Origin of the sequence: Arenibacter hampyeongensis, from assembly GCF_002909255.1 — a bacterium.
Taxonomy (GTDB): domain Bacteria; phylum Bacteroidota; class Bacteroidia; order Flavobacteriales; family Flavobacteriaceae; genus Arenibacter; species Arenibacter hampyeongensis.
The window spans coordinates 1-21,055 of the sequence record NZ_PIOB01000016.1; the positions used below are offsets into that span (position 1 = coordinate 1).

The window sequence follows — 21,055 nt, forward strand, 5'->3', positions numbered from 1 at the left end:
AAAATTCTTCTGGAAGGTACTCCACTTTCAGGGACAGCGCAATGCCACCAAGAACCGTTATGCCCATATTACCCTAAACCTTCCCCTAGGGGAACACTTGGATGACAATACCTTCCAAGCAGTATCAAGGGAATACATGGAGCAAATGGGCTATGGTGGACAGCCCTTTGTAATGGTAAGGCACACTGATACCGGCCATGAGCATGTCCATATCATAACGACCAATGTGGACGATGATGGAAAGGTCCTCGGAATTTTCAACAGCTATAGAAGGAATGTGGCGACCCAACGATACCTCGAAAAAAAGTTTAGACTATCGCCCTCGCCACGTACCACACAGCAGAGGGAGCTCCCAATATACAGGTCGCCAGAACTCCAGTTCGGCATGGATCCTGCCCAGGGTACGAAGTTCTATTTGCAGGATGTGCTCAACGGCATCCTCCAAAAATACAAAGTGCGCAGTTTCGGGGAGCTGGCAAAACTTGTAAAGCCCTATCACATACAGGTAAGGCAAACAAAAAACATATCGGGAAGGATAGGTGTGGCCTATGGCCTGGACAATCAAAAAGGCTACAGGACCCGGTTCATCAACGGCTCCACCGTGCACCGAAGCTTGAGCGGCCCGAAACTGGAAAAAGTTTTCGAGGCCAATTCCAGATCGAAGCTACTTCCGATGCACCGCAAGCGTTTGCTAAAACAAATAGAAACTACCTATGGACTTTTCAAAACAATTCGGCCTAAGGAACTGACAGAAGTACTTAAGGAATATCAGGACATCGATATAAAACTGGACAGAAAAGGGGATATCATCAAGGGATATACCATCTATGACAGATCGGGCTATGTGTTCAATGATAGGGAGCTGGGCCAAAATATCCGAATGGTGAAACGATCGGAAATTTTCGTGAACGGTGACCGGCCCACAGAGATCGATACCGACAGCAAACAGTTTACATTGGAAATCCAAAAACTGATAAGGGAAGCATTTTATTCATCCTATCTCAAATCCCCGAAACGGAACGGACTGCTCTCGGAGAACATAACGGCCAAAAGCCTAATGGATATCCTTCCGTATGTAAAAACATCCAAAGATTACATTTATCTTGAACGCTATCTTCCAAGAAATCCAAAAAATTTGTTGATGGAAGCACTTAAAAGAGAGTTCCCGACGGTGAGGGACAGGCTATACCAATTGGAGGAAAAAAAGGAAAAAGAAACCTTGGAAAGCAAGTTCCGGCTTATCGGCAGGATATTGGAAAACGGCATTTTCGATGTCGGGACGGAAAAAGGGATTGTCCATCGTCTGTTCCGGTCCTTGGGAGTAAAGTACCAGGATAACCGATTATCCTTTTCCGGTTCCAACAAACATACGGTCCCCGTTCGTTTGGTCGAGCTTCCCTACCCCAAGGACATGGACACAAATGTATCCACTGGTTTCGTCCGTCAAAACCATTCGGTGCTGGAAATGATGACGGCACAGAATTCCGATACTGGCCCTAGGTTGACAGCAACGGCCATTTTTTTGCCAATGGTCTTTCCGAAACTGTACGAAGCTATGGCAATCGGTTATAGGCAACAATTCGAGAAGGCCGCATTGGGATCATATCTCAAACATGCCGAGCGGATGCACGCCCAATATGAAAAATCTCCGAAGGACTATATGGCCCTTTTCAACGCCAAGGGATTCTATTTTGTAAAAGGGAAGGACGGATTCGAGGTCCGATCGATTTATACTGACCATAGGACAAGTTGTACCTTGCCCAAAAGAACAGGCCTTTATTTGAATTCCATTCCCGATGTCACCGCAACATTATTGGAACAGCAGACCGTTATCAACGGCCTGATCAAAGATGGCAGGAACGATCTCAAGAACCTTTGGGCGGGCCATCTAATGGAAAGGGGAATGTACGATAGGGTCGCCTTTATGCTGACAGCTGAAAAAGTTTACCCAAACTTACATCGGGAAATTGTGCAACATCATATGGACGACGGGCTTCGAACAACAGTGGAAGAAGCGATCAAAAGGCAGTCCAGCATTCAACAGAACCGCCTATTGAGGAATGGCGTTTATGCCATCAGTTCGTTATTGGGCAATCGGGGCAAAGGGCAAGCGGAGGTTTACAACGGGTTCAAGGATGAACTCACTGATTGGTCGAAGTACAAGGGTAAGGGGCTTTCGATTTAGTGTTTTGAAAAAGTGTTCGGTTATATTATCTGGCATTCTATGAGTGCTTTTTAGTGGATAGGGGAAGAAATATATTTTTGGTTTCTATAATTCAATATTACCAATACGACAGCATAATGTTGATTTGAAACAACTTGCGATTACTTTGGTTCTTTAAAGCCAAAAAAAGTTAGGATAGATAAGTATATAATCAAAAATTGATTACCGCATCTAAAGCCTCGTCAGCTTCCTTATGAATAAAATTAGCTTGATAGTTTATGGTTGTTTTTAAATCACTGTGCCGATATAGCTTTTGTAACATCAATGGATGAATCTTATCGCCAGCAATATTCCCAAAGGAATGACGGGCAATGTGCATGGTTATTTTTTTGCTGATTCCGGCCTTTACAGTTATTTTCTTTAAATGTTTATTGAATTTTAAGGTGGCATTTTTTGTGCTACGCAACATACGGTCCGCATTGTTATGGTCAATACCTCTTAATTCGGGAAAGATATACTCATTCGTTCCAGGATCAAGGTCAGCATATTGATCGATAATATTTTGGAGCTTGTCTGATATTTTTAAGGAGATTACTTTACTGTTTTTGCTCATCTGATAAAAGAGACGACCCTCATGAATATCGGCCCATTTTATTTTTAAAACATCAGCGATACGCATTCCTGCCAAATAAAAGCTGAATAACCAGACATTCCGTGCATGATTTTGCGGGGCATGAACTGAAAGGTCTAGATTTTCGATACGGGAAATTTCTTCACTTGTCAGACCTATTTTGACAGATTGTGGTATTTTAATTTTAATCTTGCCCTTTTCAGAGCCAAAAGGATAAAATTCAGGTTTCACCAGTTTTTCCTGTATAGCTCTATTGTATAACGTGCGGATAAACATTAGAACATTGGCAATACTTCGATCACCAAGTGTGCCCACGGATCTCAAATAACTCTGTAGACCTCGCAGAAAGGGAACAGTTATCTGGTCAAAACTTAATGATTTACCTCCCATATAATCTTTGATGCGATTGAGTAAGGGGCGTTCACTATCTATACGGGATAATTTTTTGCTTTCCTTCAATTGCTTAAAGTGCTTTTCAGCGTACTCAAAAAAGGAGTGTCCGGATAAAGTGGTAGTCAATTGTGATTTCAATTCTTGAACAGAAAAATGGTCGCCATCTTTTGCAGCCGTATCCAATAAAATGGAATTCGCTTCCGACTGCTTAATTGCAATTAGATTATTTAAACGTGCAGAATTAGGGTGTGATTTTTTGACTTTTTGTTTTGTCCCATCCCAAAATTTGGGGTCAAGATATTGACCTGTGTATAGAAAAGTTGATTTTCTATCTTTAGTGACTCGAACTGCAATTGGAAAAAGTCCTTGTTTGTTACTTTTTTTTCTTAATATAGTGTTGATTGTTGCCATTTTTTTCGAACATATGTAGTAAAGATACAAAATCCAGGTACAACATAGGTACAACAAATGATGGTTTTTCTTGGTTTATTAAGGTCTTATATGGTTTTTGATATTGGTTAAAGTGCACATTTTCAGTTAAATAGAAACATATTGATTTAAAAGCATATAAGTTCGAGTCCTAGTAGGCCAACGTTTAAATCCCCTGATTTCATTGAGATTGGGGGATTTTTTATTTCTTGGGTACAACATAATTGATTTTTATTAAATTCAACTGTGATCATATCCAAAATAAGGGAGGCCCAATAGTATCACTTTATAACATGGCTTTAAGACACACCACTGCTATTTTCTTCCCAATTAAAATTGACAGGATTGTTCATCTAAACTGACTATTTACGACATATATCTAGCAAAACATCCCTTGGTAGTTATGGGGAGGGCTATTTATCGACTTTTGGCCATTGAATACAATTTCCCAACAGTGCAACGTTTTTTGCCTTGTGATAAAGGAAATGGGATAGACGCTATTTAAAACCGAATACCTTGGCAAGCTCTTCAAACGAATTTTCCGTCCAATGGTTTCAGCCGTAGGTCGCAAGATGAATCTGTAGTTCTTCACATAAAGCAGTAAGCTCTGTCCATAGCAATTCCAAACGGACTTTATCCGACTTATCCAAGGGCAAAGTATTCTTCCTACTGTTTATGGTCAAATCAAGGCCTCGCAAGTTCATAAAATATTTGGCTCCGATTGAATACTTTTTACCGATAACTGATTTGTTGGCTAGGACGAAATCATTTACTTTTTTTACAGATTCCGACACCTCTTCAGTCCGCCCGTTTTGCCACAGGTAAGAGAATAATTCTGGATAATAGTTGCCGGCAATACAGGATATGCCTGCGCCTCCATGACGAATAGACTGTAATACATCTGGTGAATGTGCATTGTAGATGCCTAAATCGGAATTGGAAGCAATATCTATCTTCTTGTCCACCAAATCGGCATCGCATGTGGTATCTTTAAAGTATAGATATCTTCCCGTTTTTTGAAGCTGAGCTAACATCTCTGGACTAATTTGTCGTTTGTAAGGACTTGGGCATTCGTAAATACCCAAGGGGATATTCCCGGTCTGATTCATGATGCCTTCAAAAGAATTCAATAGCGCAGCATCATTGGCCCCTTTTTCAACCATTACGGCTGGTATTAAAACGACAGCCTCAACTCCTGTATCATAGATTTTCTTAATAAAATCTGCATTTTTCGTTACTTCGCCGTAAAAGGTTCCAGTGGATACTACGGGTAGTTCGGTATTTTCGACAACGAACTTCGTAAGGTCTATGCGTTCTTGATCACTGAGATTGTACATTTCGCTTGAACCACAATTTGCAAATAAGCCCGTGGATCCAGAATCCTCGTACCACCGAATTAATCTTTTTAACCCTTGGTAATCGATAGATAGATCCACGTTAAAGGGTGTCATCATTACTGGCCAAAAGCCACCGGGCAGTTTGTTTCCTACGGAATTAAAAGGCAAATTTTCGAGCCCCCTACTTAACCATATACCGCCTAAAGTTGTCATAAATGCAGTACTCACAAATTTTCTACGGGTCCAATTCATTCTATATTAAATTTATTTTACACATGGCTTATTTAAACCAAAATCCTGAGGGTTAAAATACTAAATTTTGGGTATCAATTTAAATCTGTCATAGATTTAAAGCTTCATTTTTTGGTGTTGTTGTAATTGGGACTTTAAAAAAGGGATTCTTTAATGGGATTTAAGTACGCTAGAATTAAGGCGTTGAAAGGTTGTGATTCCTTGTTAATCTTCTAAAATGAGGTTGTGCAATTCCCTACTAAGGGAAGAGGCATTTTTTATATTTAATACCTTGATGTTTTTTTCAATATTATTTATCCTCCAACAACTTACTCCTAAAAAACTGTAGGTCAAGAAGTGATTTTGTTTAATTAATTTTAAAAAATAATTTTTCCTTGGAAGGTCTGCCATAAATGGTCCCGGATGAGGATTTCTTAATCAAATACACCTTCTCTGATGGTATAAAAATCTATGAAAGTTGGAATATGCGGTGTTTCATATTATATTTCCACTTTTATTCAAAGGTAAAAAAAGAGATGCTTTTATGAAATTTGCTTAATCGTTTAAATCGAAAAGATTAATTTACTTTGGGTATCAACAAGTTGTTATGTGCAAAAGAGACCAAATTAATAAAGAGAGTACTATTATGAATTTACACAATGTATCAAGCTTTAACTTTTTTCTATGCCTCCTTATATTTTGTTTTTCCTCTCCAAGTGCAACAGCTCAGAAACACCACAAAGAACTGCCGAGCAGTGCAGGTAAATCGGTTTATGGTTTTAATCCTGAATTTGAGAAGGTCAAATCTAGGGTAAGCTATGTGCCAGGGATTAAGGTAATCAGAGGGGAAACCCATGTGATTGTTCCAGAGCAGGAATTTTTCTGCCCTGCCGGTAGTGTTTTCAAATACAACAATGGGGATATTCAGGTTTTTGACAGACGTTCAAATAACGGCGGAAAGACCTGGCGTCAGGTAGCCCATATTCTGGAAAATTCTACCTACCAATTCCCGGCACCGGATGGGGAGGTAGTTATGTTTCAATCGGATAATGCAGCGGGAGGTTCAACCAGTGCAGGAAGACCGGAAATTTCTTTACAAAAGTCTGATGAGGTAGGTGTTTTAGTGGCCAATTTTTTTCGTTCCAATGATAATGGACTAAGTAGAAAAAGTGATCCTGCTAGAATTTATTTGCCTGAAATTTTTAGGGATTGGTCGGGCGTTTTGTGCCGTAATATTGTTGGACTGAATGACGGGAGCCTTCTTATGAGTATGTACCTAAGAAGTGGGGACAAGAAGTCCGTTGAGAATAAATTTCGAGACATTGTTTTAAAATCCACTGATAGAGGTAAGACTTGGCATTACCTATCAACTGTAGCCTTTGATATGTCAGAAGATAACAGGGGGGAAGGTTTTAATGAAGCTTCACTGCTGGTGCGTCCCGATGGTAAAATTAATTGCTACATGAGGTCGGGTGCAAGTTACCAAGCTTCCTTAGGAAGTTCTAATAACAACGATTGGGATAATAAAATGCCTTTCAGTTTTGGGCAACAGACTCCAATTTATAAGTCTGTTTCCGTTGATGGTGGTAAGAGCTGGAGTATTCCGGACCCCATAACTTCCCATGGTGTTTGGCCGGATACTGCTCTGATGAAAAATGGGATTACTGCCTTGACCTACGGACGACCTGGCAACTGGATAATGTTTAATGAAGGAGAGAGCGATAACTGGGGTCCCATTATTCCATTTTATAATGACCTTTATCCCCCGGATTGTGGAAATTATGTATCAGTTGCCGAAGTGGCCCCTGACATTTTGCTGGTAGTGTATTCCCGAACCAACCCAAACGATCATTGGAAAAGTGAGCTAGTGGGCACGTATTTTAATGTTAAGGCCATGAAGGAGTAAAAAAAATTAAGTTATGATGAATATAAAAGTTTGCTACGTATTTCTTATACTCACAATGTTACATAATTTGTGTTTTGGTCAATTGGATAAATCCTTCCTTGACCCGCCCAAATTAATAAAAAATCCATCATCAGTAGAGTATTATACTCCCGAGAGTAGAAAATTCACCGGAATTTCTAGTCTCGCTGTTAGCCCAAATGGACGACTGTGGGCTACATGGTATTCCGGAATAACACCAGGGGAAGATGCTAATAATTATGTGGTTGTTTCCACTAGTGCAGATAATGGGCAAACTTGGGAAGAAGTCTTTGTGATTGATTCTGACAAACAGGGTCCTGTTAGGGCTTTTGATCCAGAAGTATGGATCGATCCTGCAGGTAAACTCTGGATTTTTTGGTCACAATCAATTCATAAGGAGATGGATAAGCATTACGATGGCATTAACACAGGTGTGTGGGTTTTGACTGTGGATGATGCTGAAGATGGTAACCCTTCATGGCCTACACCAAAACGGATTATTGATGGTATAATGATGTGTAAGCCAATCGTATTATCTACAGGGGAATGGGTTTTGCCAGTTTCAACATGGCAAATAAACGATGGGGCAAAAGCAGTTATGTCCATGGATTCAGGTAAAAGCTGGCAAATACGGGGTGCCGTTAACGTTCCAGAATTGGCACGTAATGCTGATGAACACATGATTGTAGAGAGAAAGAATGGGACATTATGGATGCTTGTTCGAACTAAATATGGGATAGGGGAAAGTATTTCAAAGGACAAGGGGTATTCTTGGACCCCGTTAATACCTTCTAAAATTCAACATCCAACGGCTAGATTTTTCATTTATAGACTTAATTCTGGAAATCTTTTACTAGTAAAACATGGGCCAATAGATATGAAAATTGGACGATCCCATCTAATGGCTTTTATATCTAAAGATGATGGATTTTCATGGTCGGATGGCTTGTTGCTGGACGAAAGAAAAGATGTGTCCTATCCCGATGGTCAGCAATCAAATGATGGAACTATTTATATTACTTATGATTATAACCGCAGAAGTGATCAAGAAATCTTTATTACAAGTTTTTCTGAGGAAGATGTAGTGTTGGGTTCAAGTAAAACAATATTGGCAGTGTACAATCGAAGGATGCTTGTTAGCAAGGGTGGCGCACAATAATTCAATGATTCGGGCTATAAAGGTTCATGTTTAGCCATAAAATGGATTGCTGCGACCTATGTCCCACTTTACCATCTGATTTTCAATGATTTTTGGAATCAATTCTAATTTTACAGTTTATTTTTCCGAGAAATAAACTGTAAAATTATTAATAAACATCCTGTTGTCTTCACCTTCCAAAGTAAGTCGAAGTTTGGAGGTCTTGGTGACAGGGAAAGTTTGAATGCGCTTCCTACCTATACTTTGGCCTTCGGCAATAGTTTTCCATTGCCTGTCAACGTACGCTTCAACCTTATAGGTGTCGATATGTTGGCCATGCTGAATGTCTTCCTCCAGGACCAGTAGGTTCATTTTCAGTTTTTTGGGGAAATCAATGACAAGTTGGTTATTGGGTCGGTCAACTTTTGAGGATGTACTGCCCAAGGGTTTGGCAAAAGTGTTTTCTAAAGATTTGCCAAATTCGTTTAACCGTTCTACTTCCGCTTCAGGAATAAGGCCTGTAGTGTCCGGTGTCATGTTGACGAGCAGATTGGCGCCACGACCAATGGTTTCAAAATACACATTCTTTAGGAAAGGAATATCCCTCAGTGTTTTGTCCGAATCCGGCGTCCAAAACCAGGTACTTCTGGTGTGAAGGTTGGCCTCAGCGGGAATCCAGCCTGCATTTTGTGGGCCTACCCACATTTCGAGGCCTTCTCCTGGTCTTACAATATTTTCTAAGGGATATGCTGCCCATCCTTGTTCACTCCCAGACCATCTTACGTCCGGTTTTGTGCCTCCCATAATTACTGCATCAGGTTGTAAATGCCTTACCATGGAGTGGATGGCATCTCCATAGGCAGTTCCAAGTGGTTGCATGGTCTTAGGGTCCATTACATCCCATCCAAAGGGGTCGTAGGCTCCATCGAACCAAAGATATGATATCTCGCCATAGTTGGTCAGTAGTTCCCTTAGTTGTTCCATAAAAACTGGGAAGTATTTATGGATATCCCCAACCATCTTTCTTTCGCCCTGTGGATCTGGTGTGCTGCTGCATCCAAAATGCTTATCACCCCCGGAGACATACAGTCCAATTTCAATATTATATTTGCGGCAAGCCTTCACAAATTCGCCTACCACATCCCCTTTGCCATTTTTCCAAGGTGACCCTTTTATGGAGTAATCCGTAGTTTCGGTTGGCCAAAGGCAATAGCCATTGTGATGTTTTGCTGTTAAAACTATATGCTTGGCGCCAAAGGATTTGGCAGTTTTCACCCATTGCTCTGCATCCAATTGGGTAGGATTGAAAACATTGGCAGCTGGAACGGACATAAAATCGGAAGCAATATAGGCCGCTGGGCCATAGTGGATAAATGCCCCTAATTGTCTTTCCTGAAAGGCAAGTTGTTGGGGCGAAGGTTTTTTGCTGCCCTTCAATTCGTGGGTGGTTCCCATAGTAGTTAGTTCCTGAGGAGCGGTAAGTACAGGTGTCCAATTGCCTTTGTGCTCTGGTGGTGCCACTAAGTTCCTTTCATTATCCTCGAAAAAATGTTCGAACAGTTGCTTAGGGGTTCCTTCATAAGTAGCCCATTGCAGGTCTCCCGCAGTGGTCTGGTCACTCCCGGTAAAATAAAGAATGGTCTTTCCATTAAAATAACAGAGTTCAACGTCGGAGGCGTTACTTTCACTAACCGTGGGTTTAATTAACGGAATATTTTTATGGGTTGGGTCAAAAGTAATAAAAGGTCTATTTTCTTTGACATCTTCCCAGCTAACCAAATCCTTTGAGCGTGTAATTCTGGTTTCGTAACCACCTTTGATTGATTCTAAATATAGCGTATAGTACCAATCGCCTTCATAATATAGGGCAGGGCCACCTACGTACTTTTCGCTTCCATAAACCGCATTGGGAATTTCTTTCCAGTTGATAAGGTCTGTTGATTCCAAATATCGGAATGTAAATGGTTTCCACTTTGGGTCATTGGTCTCGTAAAGTAAAATAAACTTATCCTTTCCCCTGCAGACCGCGGTGTTGAAAAAGAATTCTTGCCCTGAAGCCCTTAATACAATTCGGGGATTTGACCAATTTTTCAAATCTTTTGAACTGGTCATGGTTATCTCTGTCATCTGGCGCCAAGGTTTTTCAGTACCGTAATTCCCGGCAAAAACATAAACGGTGCCCTTCCATGTCAATACTGTTCCAAAACCATGATTTTTTAAGGGAACAGAAATTAGTTTACCCGATTCGAGGTCCCTTATTCGAATTTCATCCTTCTGAAAGTAATCACCTGGCTTGGCTCCAGGAACATCCCAAAATTGTTGGTTGTTCTCCAGAAGGTATAATTTATCGTTGAAAACAAAGGGAGAGGTCTCAACCAATGGTGACCCCAACCGCCCCTGTTTTTTTATTGGATTCTCAAAAGGTGTTTGTGCAAGAAGGTTACAACCTATTAAACAGGCTATTAAAATGTTGGATAGTTTTGTGAAATTTATCATGTGACACTTATCTTGTATGTAAGTCTAAAAATATTGTGAATCTTTATGAATAACCACTTGATTTTACTCAATGTATGATGGTAATTTAGCAAATTATCAATAATTAGGTCGAAATAGGGGGTTGTCAGTCAAGTTGGCTCGATTGGATTTGATTGGACCTGCAAATTGGGATTGATTTTATCTTAGCAATATAGCTCAGTTTGCAATTAAGTATTTAGGAATGTTTTTTTTTATTGAAAAGGGTATGTTCCACGGTAAGTTTTCAAATTGAAATGCAATGGAATGGTTTTTAGCGTTTATGATTTTTGAAGGATTTATGGAATATTTAATGTGGTAGATTTAGATGTCTTTTTTAGAATAAATAACTAAGATTATTGTAGAATCTAAAAATTATGTATATTTGCGGTGCTGAAAGAATATAAGGTATTCATGAGGGGACAATTTGTCCCCTCTTTTATTACTATACTTTCATTTAAATGGTACGGTAAAAGAACAGCTTTAAGTTATATTCTGAAGCATTTAGATTTCAGATTTAAAGCAGGTGTTTAATAAAACCGAAGTATATGTTGAAGGAAAAAGTTACTGCACTTTTAGAAGAAGCGTTAAAAGAGGATCAATCACTTTTTTTATTGGATTATTCCATTACCGCGGATAATAAGATAAGGATAACCCTAGATGGTGATCATGGTGTTACTTTGCAGGACTGTATGAACGTAAGTCGTGCCATAGAGCACAATTTGGACAGGGAAGAAGAAGATTTTTCTTTGGAAGTGGCTTCTGCCGGAGCGGCCTCGCCAATTAAATTACCTAGGCAGTACGCAAAGAATATAGGAAGAAAGCTTGAAGTTAAAACCCAGCAGGATATGGAATTCGAGGGCAAGTTAACAGAGGCATCAGAGGATAGTATAACCTTGGAATGGAAAGATAGGGAACCCAAACCCATAGGAAAAGGGAAAATTACAGTTCAGAAAAAGCAGAAAATCGCTCTTTCTGATATTAAAGAAGCTAAAGTTGTATTAAAATTTTAATTGTAGTTCAAAAATGGAAAATATTGCGCTAATCGAATCTTTCTCAGAATTTAAAGATGATAAATTCATAGATAGGGTAACGCTAATGGCGATTTTGGAGGATGTTTTTAGGAATGCGTTAAAGAAGAAGTTTGGTTCCGATGACAATTTCGATATCATTATAAACCCTGACAAAGGGGATTTGGAGATTTGGAGAAATAGGGTCGTAGTGGAAGATGGGGAAGTGGAAGATCCGAACGAAGAGATATCGCTTTCGGCAGCTAGAAAAATAGAACCCGATTTTGAAGTTGGGGAAGATGTATCCGAGGAAGTAAAATTGATCGATCTTGGAAGAAGGGCAATTTTGGCCTTAAGGCAAAATCTTATCTCCAAGATTCACGAGCACGATAATACTACAATTTATAAGCAGTTTAAGGATCTTGAAGGTGAGATTTATACTGCAGAGGTTCATCATATTAGGCACAAGGCCATTATTCTTTTGGATGACGAAGGAAATGAGATTATTTTGCCAAAAGACAAGCAGATTCCGTCCGATTTCTTTAGAAAGGGAGATAACGTTCGCGGAATTATAGAAAGTGTTGAGCTCAAGGGCAACAAGCCTACCATAATCATGTCCAGAAGTTCTCCTTTGTTTTTGGAGCAACTTTTCTTTCAGGAAATTCCTGAGGTTTTTGATGGTTTGATTACCATAAAAAAGGCTGTTAGGATTCCAGGAGAAAAAGCCAAGGTGGCGGTAGATTCCTATGATGATCGTATTGATCCGGTAGGTGCATGTGTAGGTATGAAAGGGTCTAGAATCCATGGAATTGTTCGTGAATTGGGCAATGAGAATATCGATGTTATAAACTGGACCAGTAATCCACAGTTGTTGGTTACAAGGGCGTTGAGCCCAGCAAGGGTTTCTTCGGTGAAATTGAACGATGAGAAAATGACTGCTCAGGTTTATCTAAGGCCAGAGGAGGTTTCCAAGGCAATAGGTAGGGGAGGTCATAATATTAGATTGGCAGGACAATTAACCGGTTATGAGATCGATGTTTTCCGTGAAGGTGTTGAGGAAGATGTAGAGTTAACAGAATTCTCGGATGAAATTGAAGCTTGGATCATTGAAGAATTTAAGAAAATCGGTATGGATACGGCCAGAAGTGTTTTGGAACAGGATGTGGCAGATTTGGTAAAAAGAACCGATTTGGAAGAGGAAACAATTTTGGAAGTTGTGCGAATTCTTAAGGAAGAATTAGAAGATTAAACTATATATTAGCAGTAAATTACAAGAATAGGAATTTTTTTTTATGGCGGATAATGCAACGATAAGGCTTAATAAAGTCCTAAGAGAACTTAATATTTCATTGGACCGTGCGGTAGACTATCTCGGGTCCAAAGGGCATGATATAGATGCACGGCCTACCACTAAAATATCCAATGAGGTATATCAAGTTCTATTGGATGAGTTCCAGACGGACATGAGCAAGAAAGTTGCCTCCAAAGAGGTGGGTGAGGAAAAGAGGAAGGAAAAGGAAGCTATACGATTACAATTGGAGCAAGAGCAGGAGGAGAAAAAGCTTGCAAGGGAAAAGAGGGCCGAGAGAGATAATGTTATCAAAGGCCGAGTAGAACTTGCAGGACCAAAGACTGTTGGTAAAATAGATTTGGATGCTGGTAAGAAAACCGCTCCCGCTGCACCAGTTAAAAAAGAAGTGGTTGTTCCGGAAAAGGAACCAGTAAAGGTTCCGGAAAAAGTAGAGGAAAAAATACCTGAAGTCGTATCCAAGGAATCCAAAGAAACCAAGGAAACCAAGGAAGAGGTTAAGGCAGAGGTTCCTGAAAAAGTGGATGTTCCCAAAGTTAAGGAAGAAGCCACTCCAAAGGTGGAAGTTGAGAAACCTGAAGAAATTAAGGTGGTCAAGGAAGTTAAGGAGGATAAAAAGGATGAGGCTTCCGAAGCAGAGGATTCTGCAGCAGAGAATGAGGTTTTAACCACTAAATATCAAAAGCTTAGTGGGCCTAAGATTATGGGAGATAAAATTGATCTTACCAAATTCGAAAAGCCCAAAAAGAAAAAAGAAGCTCCTAAGGCAGGAGATGCTGCCGATAGGAAAAAGAGAAGAAAAAGAATAGTTAGTAAGCCTGGTGATAACACTGCCAGTAGGCCACCTGCGGCCAAGGGAAGGGGTCCTGTGGTGAGGAGAGCTCCCGGACAACGTTTTGTGTCCAATGCCAAGGTGGAGCCTACCGAGGAAGACGTACAAAAACAGGTTAGGGAAACCTTGGAAAAACTTCAAGGGAAATCCAAAAAAGGAAAAGGCGCCAAGTATAGAAGGGACAAGAGAGATCAACACCGTCAGCAAACGGAGAAGGACCTTGAGCAACAGGAACTGGAAAGTAAAATATTGAAGGTTACAGAATTTGTTACTGCCAGTGAAGTGGCAACAATGATGGATGTGCCTACTACCAAAATTATTTCGGCATGTATGGCACTGGGTATCATGGTAACCATGAACCAGCGATTGGATGCTGAAACGTTGTCCATAGTGGCCGATGAATTTGGATATGAAGTGGAATTTGTAACTGCGGACCTGGAGGAAAGTATTGTGGAGGATGAAGATGCTCCGGAAGATTTGCAACCAAGAGCTCCTATTGTAACAGTTATGGGACATGTGGATCACGGTAAAACTTCATTATTGGATTATATCAGAAAGGAAAATGTTATTGCTGGTGAAAGTGGAGGTATTACGCAGCATATAGGTGCTTATGGGGTTACTCTTGAGAATGGACAAATGATCTCATTTTTGGATACGCCAGGTCACGAGGCCTTTACGGCCATGCGTGCCCGTGGTGCCCAGGTAACGGATATAGCAATTATTGTGGTAGCGGCAGATGATGATATTATGCCTCAGACCAAGGAAGCCATTAGTCATGCGCAAGCGGCAGGGGTTCCAATAATTTTTGCAATCAACAAAATAGATAAGCCTACGGCCAATCCGGAGAAAATTAAGGACGGTCTAGCACAAATGAACTTATTGGTCGAAGATTGGGGAGGAAAAATTCAATCACACGATATTTCGGCAAAGACTGGGCTTGGAGTTAAGGAGTTGTTGGAAAAAGTGCTTTTGGAAGCTGAACTTCTAGAATTGAAGGCCAATCCTAATAAGCTGGCATCAGGTACCGTAGTGGAGGCCTTTTTGGATAAGGGTAGGGGATATGTATCAACTATACTTGTTCAGGCAGGTACTTTGAAAATAGGCGATTATGTGTTGGCAGGAACTTGCAGTGGTAAAGTTAAGGCCATGCAGGATGAGCGTGGACATATTATAAAAGAGGTAGGTCCGTCTAGGCCTATATCCATATTAGGTTTGGATGGTGCTCCACAAGCGGGTGATAAATTTAATGTTCTTGAAGATGAACGTGAGGCCAAGCAGATTGCTACCAAACGTTCCCAATTATTAAGGGAACAGTCGGTTAGGACTCAACGTCATATTACCTTGGACGAGATTGGAAGACGTATCGCACTGGGAGACTTTAAGGAATTGAACATTATCCTTAAAGGGGATGTGGATGGTTCTGTGGAGGCTTTGACGGATTCGTTCCAGAAGTTGTCTACAGATGAGATTCAGGTTAATATTATCCATAAAGCGGTAGGACCAATTACAGAATCTGACGTGTTGTTGGCTTCTGCCTCCGATGCGGTAATTATAGGGTTTAACGTAAGGCCAATGGGCAATGCCAGACAGGTGGCTGAAAAAGAGGAAATAGATATTAGAATGTATTCTATTATTTATGACGCTATCAACGATCTTAAGGATGCAATGGAAGGTATGTTGTCTCCAGAAATGAAAGAGGAGATTACAGGTACCGCTGAAATTCGTGAAACGTTTAAAATATCCAAAATTGGTACCATTGCAGGTTGTATGGTAACAACTGGTAAGATCTTTAGAAATTCCAATATTAGATTAATTAGGGATGGTGTTGTTATTTACACTGGAGAGTTCTCTTCCCTTAAGAGGTTTAAGGATGATGTTAAAGAAGTTGCCAAAGGATATGATTGTGGTTTGCAAATTAAAAATTACAATGACATACAGGAATTGGATGTCATAGAAGCATTCCAGGAAGTGGCTGTTAAAAAGAAATTGAAATAGTCAGGGATATAATAGTAAAGAAGTAATTCATAAAAAGAAAAAACGACCTAATTGGTCGTTTTTTCTGGTTTTAGGAGCATTGCACTCGGATACTTTTGCCTTACCTCTATAAGTTTGCGTTCCCCTTCGAACTGGGTCTTAAATCTACCTATCCTTACTCTGTAGCTGGGAGATTCAAAATCGATCTTGGTTGGCCAATCGGGAAAATCCTTATCTACATTTGCCTTTAAGGTTTCAGCCTCTTGAAAGGAGCCAAACCCTACTTGGATTCTGTAGTGGCTACTACTTTCATTTACGGATTTATAAATCCCCAGTAAGTCGGTAATTTTTTGATCTTGTTGAATGTTGATATTGCCTTGTTGTGCATTTGAATAAAAAGCGGAACAAGCTAAAATGAGGGTAAAAGAAATGGTTTTCATAGGGTATATATGTTATGAAATTTAGACAATACAAATGTAAATTATTAAGAATCAATCAAAAGATTTTATTTTTATTTAGAATTGGTATAAATTATAAATTATCAATACCTTAACATTTCCCAAATAAAGTCTAATGCGTATTTTTGCCATCAATTTGAGCATGGTCAGTCAAATTATTATATTGAATAAGTAAATATCATGCCAAACTTTCGATAGAAATATTTTTAATATGAAAAAGGTTCCATACCGCAATCTAATTTCTAAAGTTTTAGGTGTCAGTCTGGTAGTAGTATTACTGCTTTCAAATTCCCTTCTTGCTCAAGAAACTGTGGCTGCCTCATCCGGTGAAGGTGATGCCGTTAAGGGTAAACAGCTGTTTAACCAAAATTGTGCTGCTTGTCACTCTTTGAACAAGAAAATGACCGGTCCCGCACTGGCTGGGGTTTCGGAAAAACGTGAAAAGGACTGGTTGTATCAGTGGATTAAGAACAGTCCCGCAATGATCAAAGCTGGGGATGCCGAAGCCGTAAAAATTTACAATGAGTACAATCAGGCAGCAATGACGCCATTTCCAACTTTGTCCAATCAGGATATTGATGATATTTTGGCGTACACGGATACTCCCCCTGTTGTGGTTACAACTGCAATTGCGACGAATGAAGGTGCTCAAGGTGGCGGCGGTTCCTCAGGTATTTCCAACGAAATAATTTTAGGTGCCTTGGCATTGGTTTTTGGTCTGTTGGTAATGATGTTGGTCTTGGTGAACAAAACCTTGAGGCGCATTGCAGAGGCCAACGGAGTGGATTTGGAAAAAGAGCTGGCCGAAAAACGGACTCCAATTTGGAAAGCCTTTGCTCAAAATCAATTTTTGGTACTTGTGTTTTCCATTTTTCTTTTATTGGGCAGTGCTTATTTTGCTTATGGTTGGATGATGCAGGTTGGTATTGATCAGGGTTATGCCCCTATTCAACCTATTCACTATTCACATAAAATACATGCTGGTGATAATGCCATAGAATGTAAATATTGTCATTCATCCGCAAGGGTGTCCAAGACATCAGGTATACCGTCATTAAATGTATGTATGAACTGTCATAAATCCATTTATGAATACAAAGGTAATCCAGAGGGTCCTAGCCAAGAAGATTTGGCAAATGGGTATACCAACGAATTCTATACGGGTGAAATTAAAAAATTGTACAAGGCTGTAGGTTGGGATGAAGAAAATCAGAAATATACCGGGGAGTCCAAGCCGGTAGAATGGGTAAGGATTCATAATCTTCCCGACTTCGCTTATTTCAATCACTCGCAGCACGTTTCTGTAGCGGGTATTGAGTGTCAGACATGTCATGGTCCTGTGGAGGAAATGGAAATTATGTATCAATATTCTCCTTTAACGATGGGGTGGTGTATTAATTGTCACCGCGAGACCAATGTTAAGGTAGAGGGTAACGCTTATTATGAAAAGATTCATGCCGAACTTTCCCAAAAATACGGGGTTGATAAGCTTACGGCCGCTCAAATGGGTGGGCTGGAATGTGGTAAGTGTCACTATTAATCAAACTAATTAGAAGATAATTTCAGATATATCATATGTCATCAAACAAAAAATACTGGAAAAGCGAGGCGGAATTAAACCCCAACGATTCCATTGTTGAGACGCTAAGACAAAATGAATTTGTTCAAGAGATTCCTGTAGATGATTTCTTGGGTGATAAAGAAACATTGGCGGCATCTTCGACCAACAGAAGGGATTTTCTTAAGTACGTAGGATTTAGTACGGCTGCAGCTTCATTGGCAGCTTGTGAGGGTCCGGTAATCAAGTCTATTCCTTATGTAGTGAAACCCGACAATATAATTCCTGGAGTGGCCAACTTTTATGCCACTACCATTGCGAATGGTTTTGATTTTGCCAGTATTTTGGTGAGAACACGCGAGGGAAGACCAATTAAGATTGAAAACAATACCGATGCAAAAATCGGAGGTAATGCCAATGCCCGTGTACAGGCTTCGGTTTTGTCGCTTTATGACAGTACTCGTTTGCAGGGGCCTACCTTTAATGGCGAGCCTGTTGCTTGGAGCGATTTGGATGCCGCGGTAAAATCTAAATTAGGGTCATTAAAAAATTCTACCAAAAAGATTGCGATATTAACGCAGACCTACGCAAGTCCTTCTACTTCTAGATTGATAACTGAATTTAAGGAGGCTTATGTAAATGTGGATCACATTACTTATGATGCCATTTCTGAGGATGCGGCACTTTCGGCTTTTGAGGCCAAGTACGGTGAAAGGGCTTTGGCCGATTATAATTTTGAGAATGCCGATATCATTGTTTCTTTTGGCGCGGATTTCTTAGGAGATTGGCAAGGTGGTGGATATGATGGAGGTTATTCCAAGGGCAGGGTTCCGAAAAATGGAAAAATGTCCAAGCACGTTCAGTTTGAGGCCAATATGTCCCTGACTGGAGCTAATGCTGATAAAAGAGTGCCTTTGACACCTTCTGAGCAAAAGGTAGCCTTGGCTTATTTTTATAGTAAGCTGAACGGTACTTCTGGTGGTGGTAATCTGCCGGAAAGTGCAAAGGCTGCATTGGATGTTGTTGCTGGTCAGGTACTAAAGAATAAATCAAATGCCGTTGTTGTAACGGGTATAGATGATGTCAATGCCCAAGCGGTAGTTTTGGCCATTAATGAAATGTTGGGAAGCAAGGCGTTTGATGCCGCTGCTCCCAAATATGTGAGACAGGGTAATGTTAAAGCAGTAAATGCCTTATTGGCCGACATGAAATCCGGTAAGGTGGGTGCTTTGTTGATGGATGGTGTCAACCCTGCATACTCACTGCCAAATGCTGCTGATTTTGCGGAAGGAATCCAGAATGTAGATTTAACTGTGGCATTCTCCACGAACAGAAATGAGACTACGGAATTGGTTCAGTATGTTGGAGCTTCAAACCATTATTTGGAATCTTGGGGTGATGCGCAATTAAAGAAGGGGCATTATAGCTTAATGCAGCCAACTATTAAAGAGTTGTTTGATACAAGGCAGATCCAGGGCGCCATGTTGCAATGGATGGACAGTGGTAAAACGTATTACGATTATATAAAGGAAACATGGAATGTAGGAATATTGGGGGGCAGTGACTGGAATCAGGCATTGCACGATGGTATTTTTGCGGCCGTTCCAGTGGTGGAGGAAGAGGCTGTTGTGGCTGTTGTCCCTATTGTTGGGGTTGAGGAGGAAGCGCCGATTGCGGTTCCTTTGGCTTCGGCTATAAGGAGTTTGTCAGGAGCTACTGCGGATGGTATGGAGTTAATCTTGTATTCCAAAGTTGGTATGGGAGACGGACAGCAGGCAAGCAATCCTTGGTTGCAAGAGTTTCCGGATCCAATTACAAGGGTTTCTTGGGACAACTATGTTACCGTTTCCAAAGCTGATGCCGAGAAATTAGGCTTGGTCAATGAAAATGTTGCTGATGGGGGTTTAAATGGTAGCTATGTAAAACTTACTGTAGACGGTGTTGCTTTAGATGGTGTGGCCGTTATTGTTCAGCCAGGACAAGCTCCAGGCTCATTGGGACTTTCCTTTGGGTATGGTAAAACAGTGGGTATGAAGAGTGAAATGCAGACAGGTGTAAATGCATATGCACTGTACAGTAATTTTTCCAATACCCAAGCGGTGACTATAGAGAAATCTGCTGGAATGCATGAATTTGCATGTGTTCAATTGCACAAGACTTTGATGGGTAGAGGCGATATTATTAAAGAAACTACCTTAGAAATATTTAATACAAAGGATGCCAAGGAGTGGAATGTTGTTCCTGTGGTATCTTTGGATCATCAAGAAGTTCCTGCTACTTCTGTGGATTTGTGGGATAGTTTTGACCGTTCTATTGGGCATCATTTTAACTTGTCCATAGATTTGAATGCCTGTACAGGATGTGGGGCATGTGTTATTGCATGTCATGCGGAAAATAATGTACCGGTTGTAGGGAAGGCCGAGGTTAGAAAATCTAGGGATATGCACTGGTTGCGTATAGATAGGTATTACTCCTCGGAAGAGACTTTTGCGCAAGATGATACTAAAAAGGAAGAATTCGAAGGCTTGTTCGGAGATAAGGGGTCCTTGGGTGGTTTTGGTGAAATGGAAGATCCTTCTACCAATCCCCAAGTGGCATTCCAGCCTGTAATGTGTCAGCATTGTAATCATGCACCATGTGAGACTGTTTGTCCAGTGGCTGCAACTTCACATGGACGTCAGGGCCAAAACCATATGGCTTATAACAGATGTGTTGGTACAAGGTACTGTGCAAACAACTGTCCTTATAAGGTAAGGAGGTTTAACTGGTTCCTTTACAATGAAAATGATGAGTTTGATTACCATATGAATAACGACTTAGGGAAAATGGTCATCAACCCAGATGTTACTGTTAGGTCTAGGGGTGTTATGGAGAAATGTTCTATGTGTATGCAAAAGACACAGAAAACAATTCTTGATGCCAAACGGGATGGTCGTGTGGTTAATGATGGAGAGTTTCAAACTGCTTGTTCCGCTGCATGTGGCAATGGTGCAATGAAGTTTGGGGATGTAAATGACGCTGAGAGTGAAATTGTGAAATTAAAGGAAAGTAACCGTATGTATCACTTGTTGGAGCATGTGGGAACCAAACCAAATGTTTTTTATCACGTAAAAGTGAGGAATACGAACGAAGCTTAATCAAATTAGAGGAACGTAA

The 21,055-nt window shown here is 40.4% G+C and carries 12 protein-coding genes; 8 read left to right on the forward strand and 4 right to left on the reverse strand.

Annotated features, from left to right (window positions below; genetic code table 11):
- Positions 1-2,185, forward strand: a 2,185-nt coding sequence (locus tag CWD91_RS21645; RefSeq protein ID WP_157943865.1) for a relaxase/mobilization nuclease domain-containing protein, incomplete at its 5' end; no start/stop codon positions are given.
- A gap of 190 nt (positions 2,186-2,375) precedes the next feature.
- Here the strand turns inward: CWD91_RS21645 and CWD91_RS21650 are convergent.
- Positions 2,376-3,599: a site-specific integrase gene (locus tag CWD91_RS21650; protein WP_103443070.1), complete on the reverse strand. Its 1,224-nt coding sequence runs from the start codon at positions 3,597-3,599 to the stop codon at positions 2,376-2,378.
- A 572-nt stretch (positions 3,600-4,171) separates the two neighbouring features.
- Positions 4,172-5,206 carry a dihydrodipicolinate synthase family protein gene (locus CWD91_RS21655; protein WP_103443071.1) on the reverse strand — a complete coding sequence of 345 codons (1,035 nt, stop codon included), beginning with the start codon at positions 5,204-5,206 and terminating at the stop codon, positions 4,172-4,174.
- A 625-nt stretch (positions 5,207-5,831) separates the two neighbouring features.
- On the opposite strand from CWD91_RS21655, the gene CWD91_RS21665 reads away from it, so the two are divergent.
- Positions 5,832-7,091, forward strand: coding sequence for a sialidase family protein (locus tag CWD91_RS21665; RefSeq protein WP_157943866.1), 1,260 nt, complete (start codon positions 5,832-5,834; stop codon positions 7,089-7,091).
- Positions 7,092-7,104: 13 nt separating this feature from the next.
- Positions 7,105-8,268: a sialidase family protein gene (locus CWD91_RS21670; protein WP_205164681.1), complete on the forward strand. Its 1,164-nt coding sequence runs from the start codon at positions 7,105-7,107 to the stop codon at positions 8,266-8,268.
- A gap of 117 nt (positions 8,269-8,385) precedes the next feature.
- On the opposite strand, the gene CWD91_RS21675 is transcribed toward CWD91_RS21670, so the two are convergent.
- Positions 8,386-10,743 (reverse strand): alpha-L-fucosidase, encoded by a 2,358-nt coding sequence (locus CWD91_RS21675; RefSeq protein ID WP_103443075.1) that lies wholly within the window; start codon positions 10,741-10,743, stop codon positions 8,386-8,388.
- Positions 10,744-11,306: 563 nt separating this feature from the next.
- Between CWD91_RS21675 and rimP the strand changes: the two genes are divergently transcribed.
- From rimP to infB, 3 genes are read left to right on the forward strand one after another with little or no spacing between them, the layout of a single operon-like run.
- A complete protein-coding gene (rimP, locus tag CWD91_RS21680; protein WP_103443076.1) occupies positions 11,307-11,771 on the forward strand; it encodes a ribosome assembly cofactor RimP in 465 nt (154 codons plus the stop codon).
- A 13-nt stretch (positions 11,772-11,784) separates the two neighbouring features.
- Positions 11,785-13,017, forward strand: coding sequence for a transcription termination factor NusA (gene nusA / locus CWD91_RS21685; protein WP_103443077.1), 1,233 nt, complete (start codon positions 11,785-11,787; stop codon positions 13,015-13,017).
- Between the two features lie 43 nt (positions 13,018-13,060).
- The gene (gene infB / locus CWD91_RS21690) at positions 13,061-15,904 is read left to right on the forward strand and encodes a translation initiation factor IF-2 (protein ID WP_103443078.1); all 2,844 of its coding nucleotides are present in this window, start codon (positions 13,061-13,063) and stop codon (positions 15,902-15,904) included.
- A gap of 47 nt (positions 15,905-15,951) precedes the next feature.
- Here infB and CWD91_RS21695 read toward each other — a convergent pair whose 3' ends face one another.
- Complete coding sequence (locus CWD91_RS21695) at positions 15,952-16,323, reverse strand: SPOR domain-containing protein (RefSeq protein WP_103443079.1); 372 nt, start codon at positions 16,321-16,323, stop codon at positions 15,952-15,954.
- Between the two features lie 229 nt (positions 16,324-16,552).
- Here CWD91_RS21695 and CWD91_RS21700 point away from each other — a divergent pair, with 229 nt between their 5' ends.
- Together CWD91_RS21700 and CWD91_RS21705 are read left to right on the forward strand one after the other, a co-directional pair.
- A complete protein-coding gene (locus tag CWD91_RS21700; protein ID WP_103443080.1) occupies positions 16,553-17,881 on the forward strand; it encodes a c-type cytochrome in 1,329 nt (442 codons plus the stop codon).
- A 35-nt stretch (positions 17,882-17,916) separates the two neighbouring features.
- On the forward strand, positions 17,917-21,036 hold the full coding sequence (locus CWD91_RS21705) for a TAT-variant-translocated molybdopterin oxidoreductase (protein WP_103443081.1): 3,120 nt from the start codon (positions 17,917-17,919) through the stop codon (positions 21,034-21,036).
- The last annotated feature ends 19 nt before the right edge of the window (positions 21,037-21,055 follow it).

Bases quoted from the DNA above. Each gene is read 5' to 3' on its own strand.
- CWD91_RS21665 (WP_157943866.1), top strand. From the start codon at position 5,832: ATGAATTTACACAATGTATCAAGCTTTAACTTTTTTCTATGCCTCCTT.
- nusA (WP_103443077.1), top strand. From the start codon at position 11,785: ATGGAAAATATTGCGCTAATCGAATCTTTCTCAGAATTTAAAGATGAT.
- CWD91_RS21705 (WP_103443081.1), top strand. From the start codon at position 17,917: ATGTCATCAAACAAAAAATACTGGAAAAGCGAGGCGGAATTAAACCCC.
- rimP (WP_103443076.1), top strand. From the start codon at position 11,307: ATGTTGAAGGAAAAAGTTACTGCACTTTTAGAAGAAGCGTTAAAAGAG.
- infB (WP_103443078.1), top strand. From the start codon at position 13,061: ATGGCGGATAATGCAACGATAAGGCTTAATAAAGTCCTAAGAGAACTT.
- CWD91_RS21675 (WP_103443075.1), bottom strand. From the start codon at position 10,743: ATGATAAATTTCACAAAACTATCCAACATTTTAATAGCCTGTTTAATA.
- CWD91_RS21650 (WP_103443070.1), bottom strand. From the start codon at position 3,599: ATGGCAACAATCAACACTATATTAAGAAAAAAAAGTAACAAACAAGGA.
- CWD91_RS21655 (WP_103443071.1), bottom strand. From the start codon at position 5,206: ATGAATTGGACCCGTAGAAAATTTGTGAGTACTGCATTTATGACAACT.
- CWD91_RS21695 (WP_103443079.1), bottom strand. From the start codon at position 16,323: ATGAAAACCATTTCTTTTACCCTCATTTTAGCTTGTTCCGCTTTTTAT.
- CWD91_RS21670 (WP_205164681.1), top strand. From the start codon at position 7,105: ATGATGAATATAAAAGTTTGCTACGTATTTCTTATACTCACAATGTTA.
- CWD91_RS21700 (WP_103443080.1), top strand. From the start codon at position 16,553: ATGAAAAAGGTTCCATACCGCAATCTAATTTCTAAAGTTTTAGGTGTC.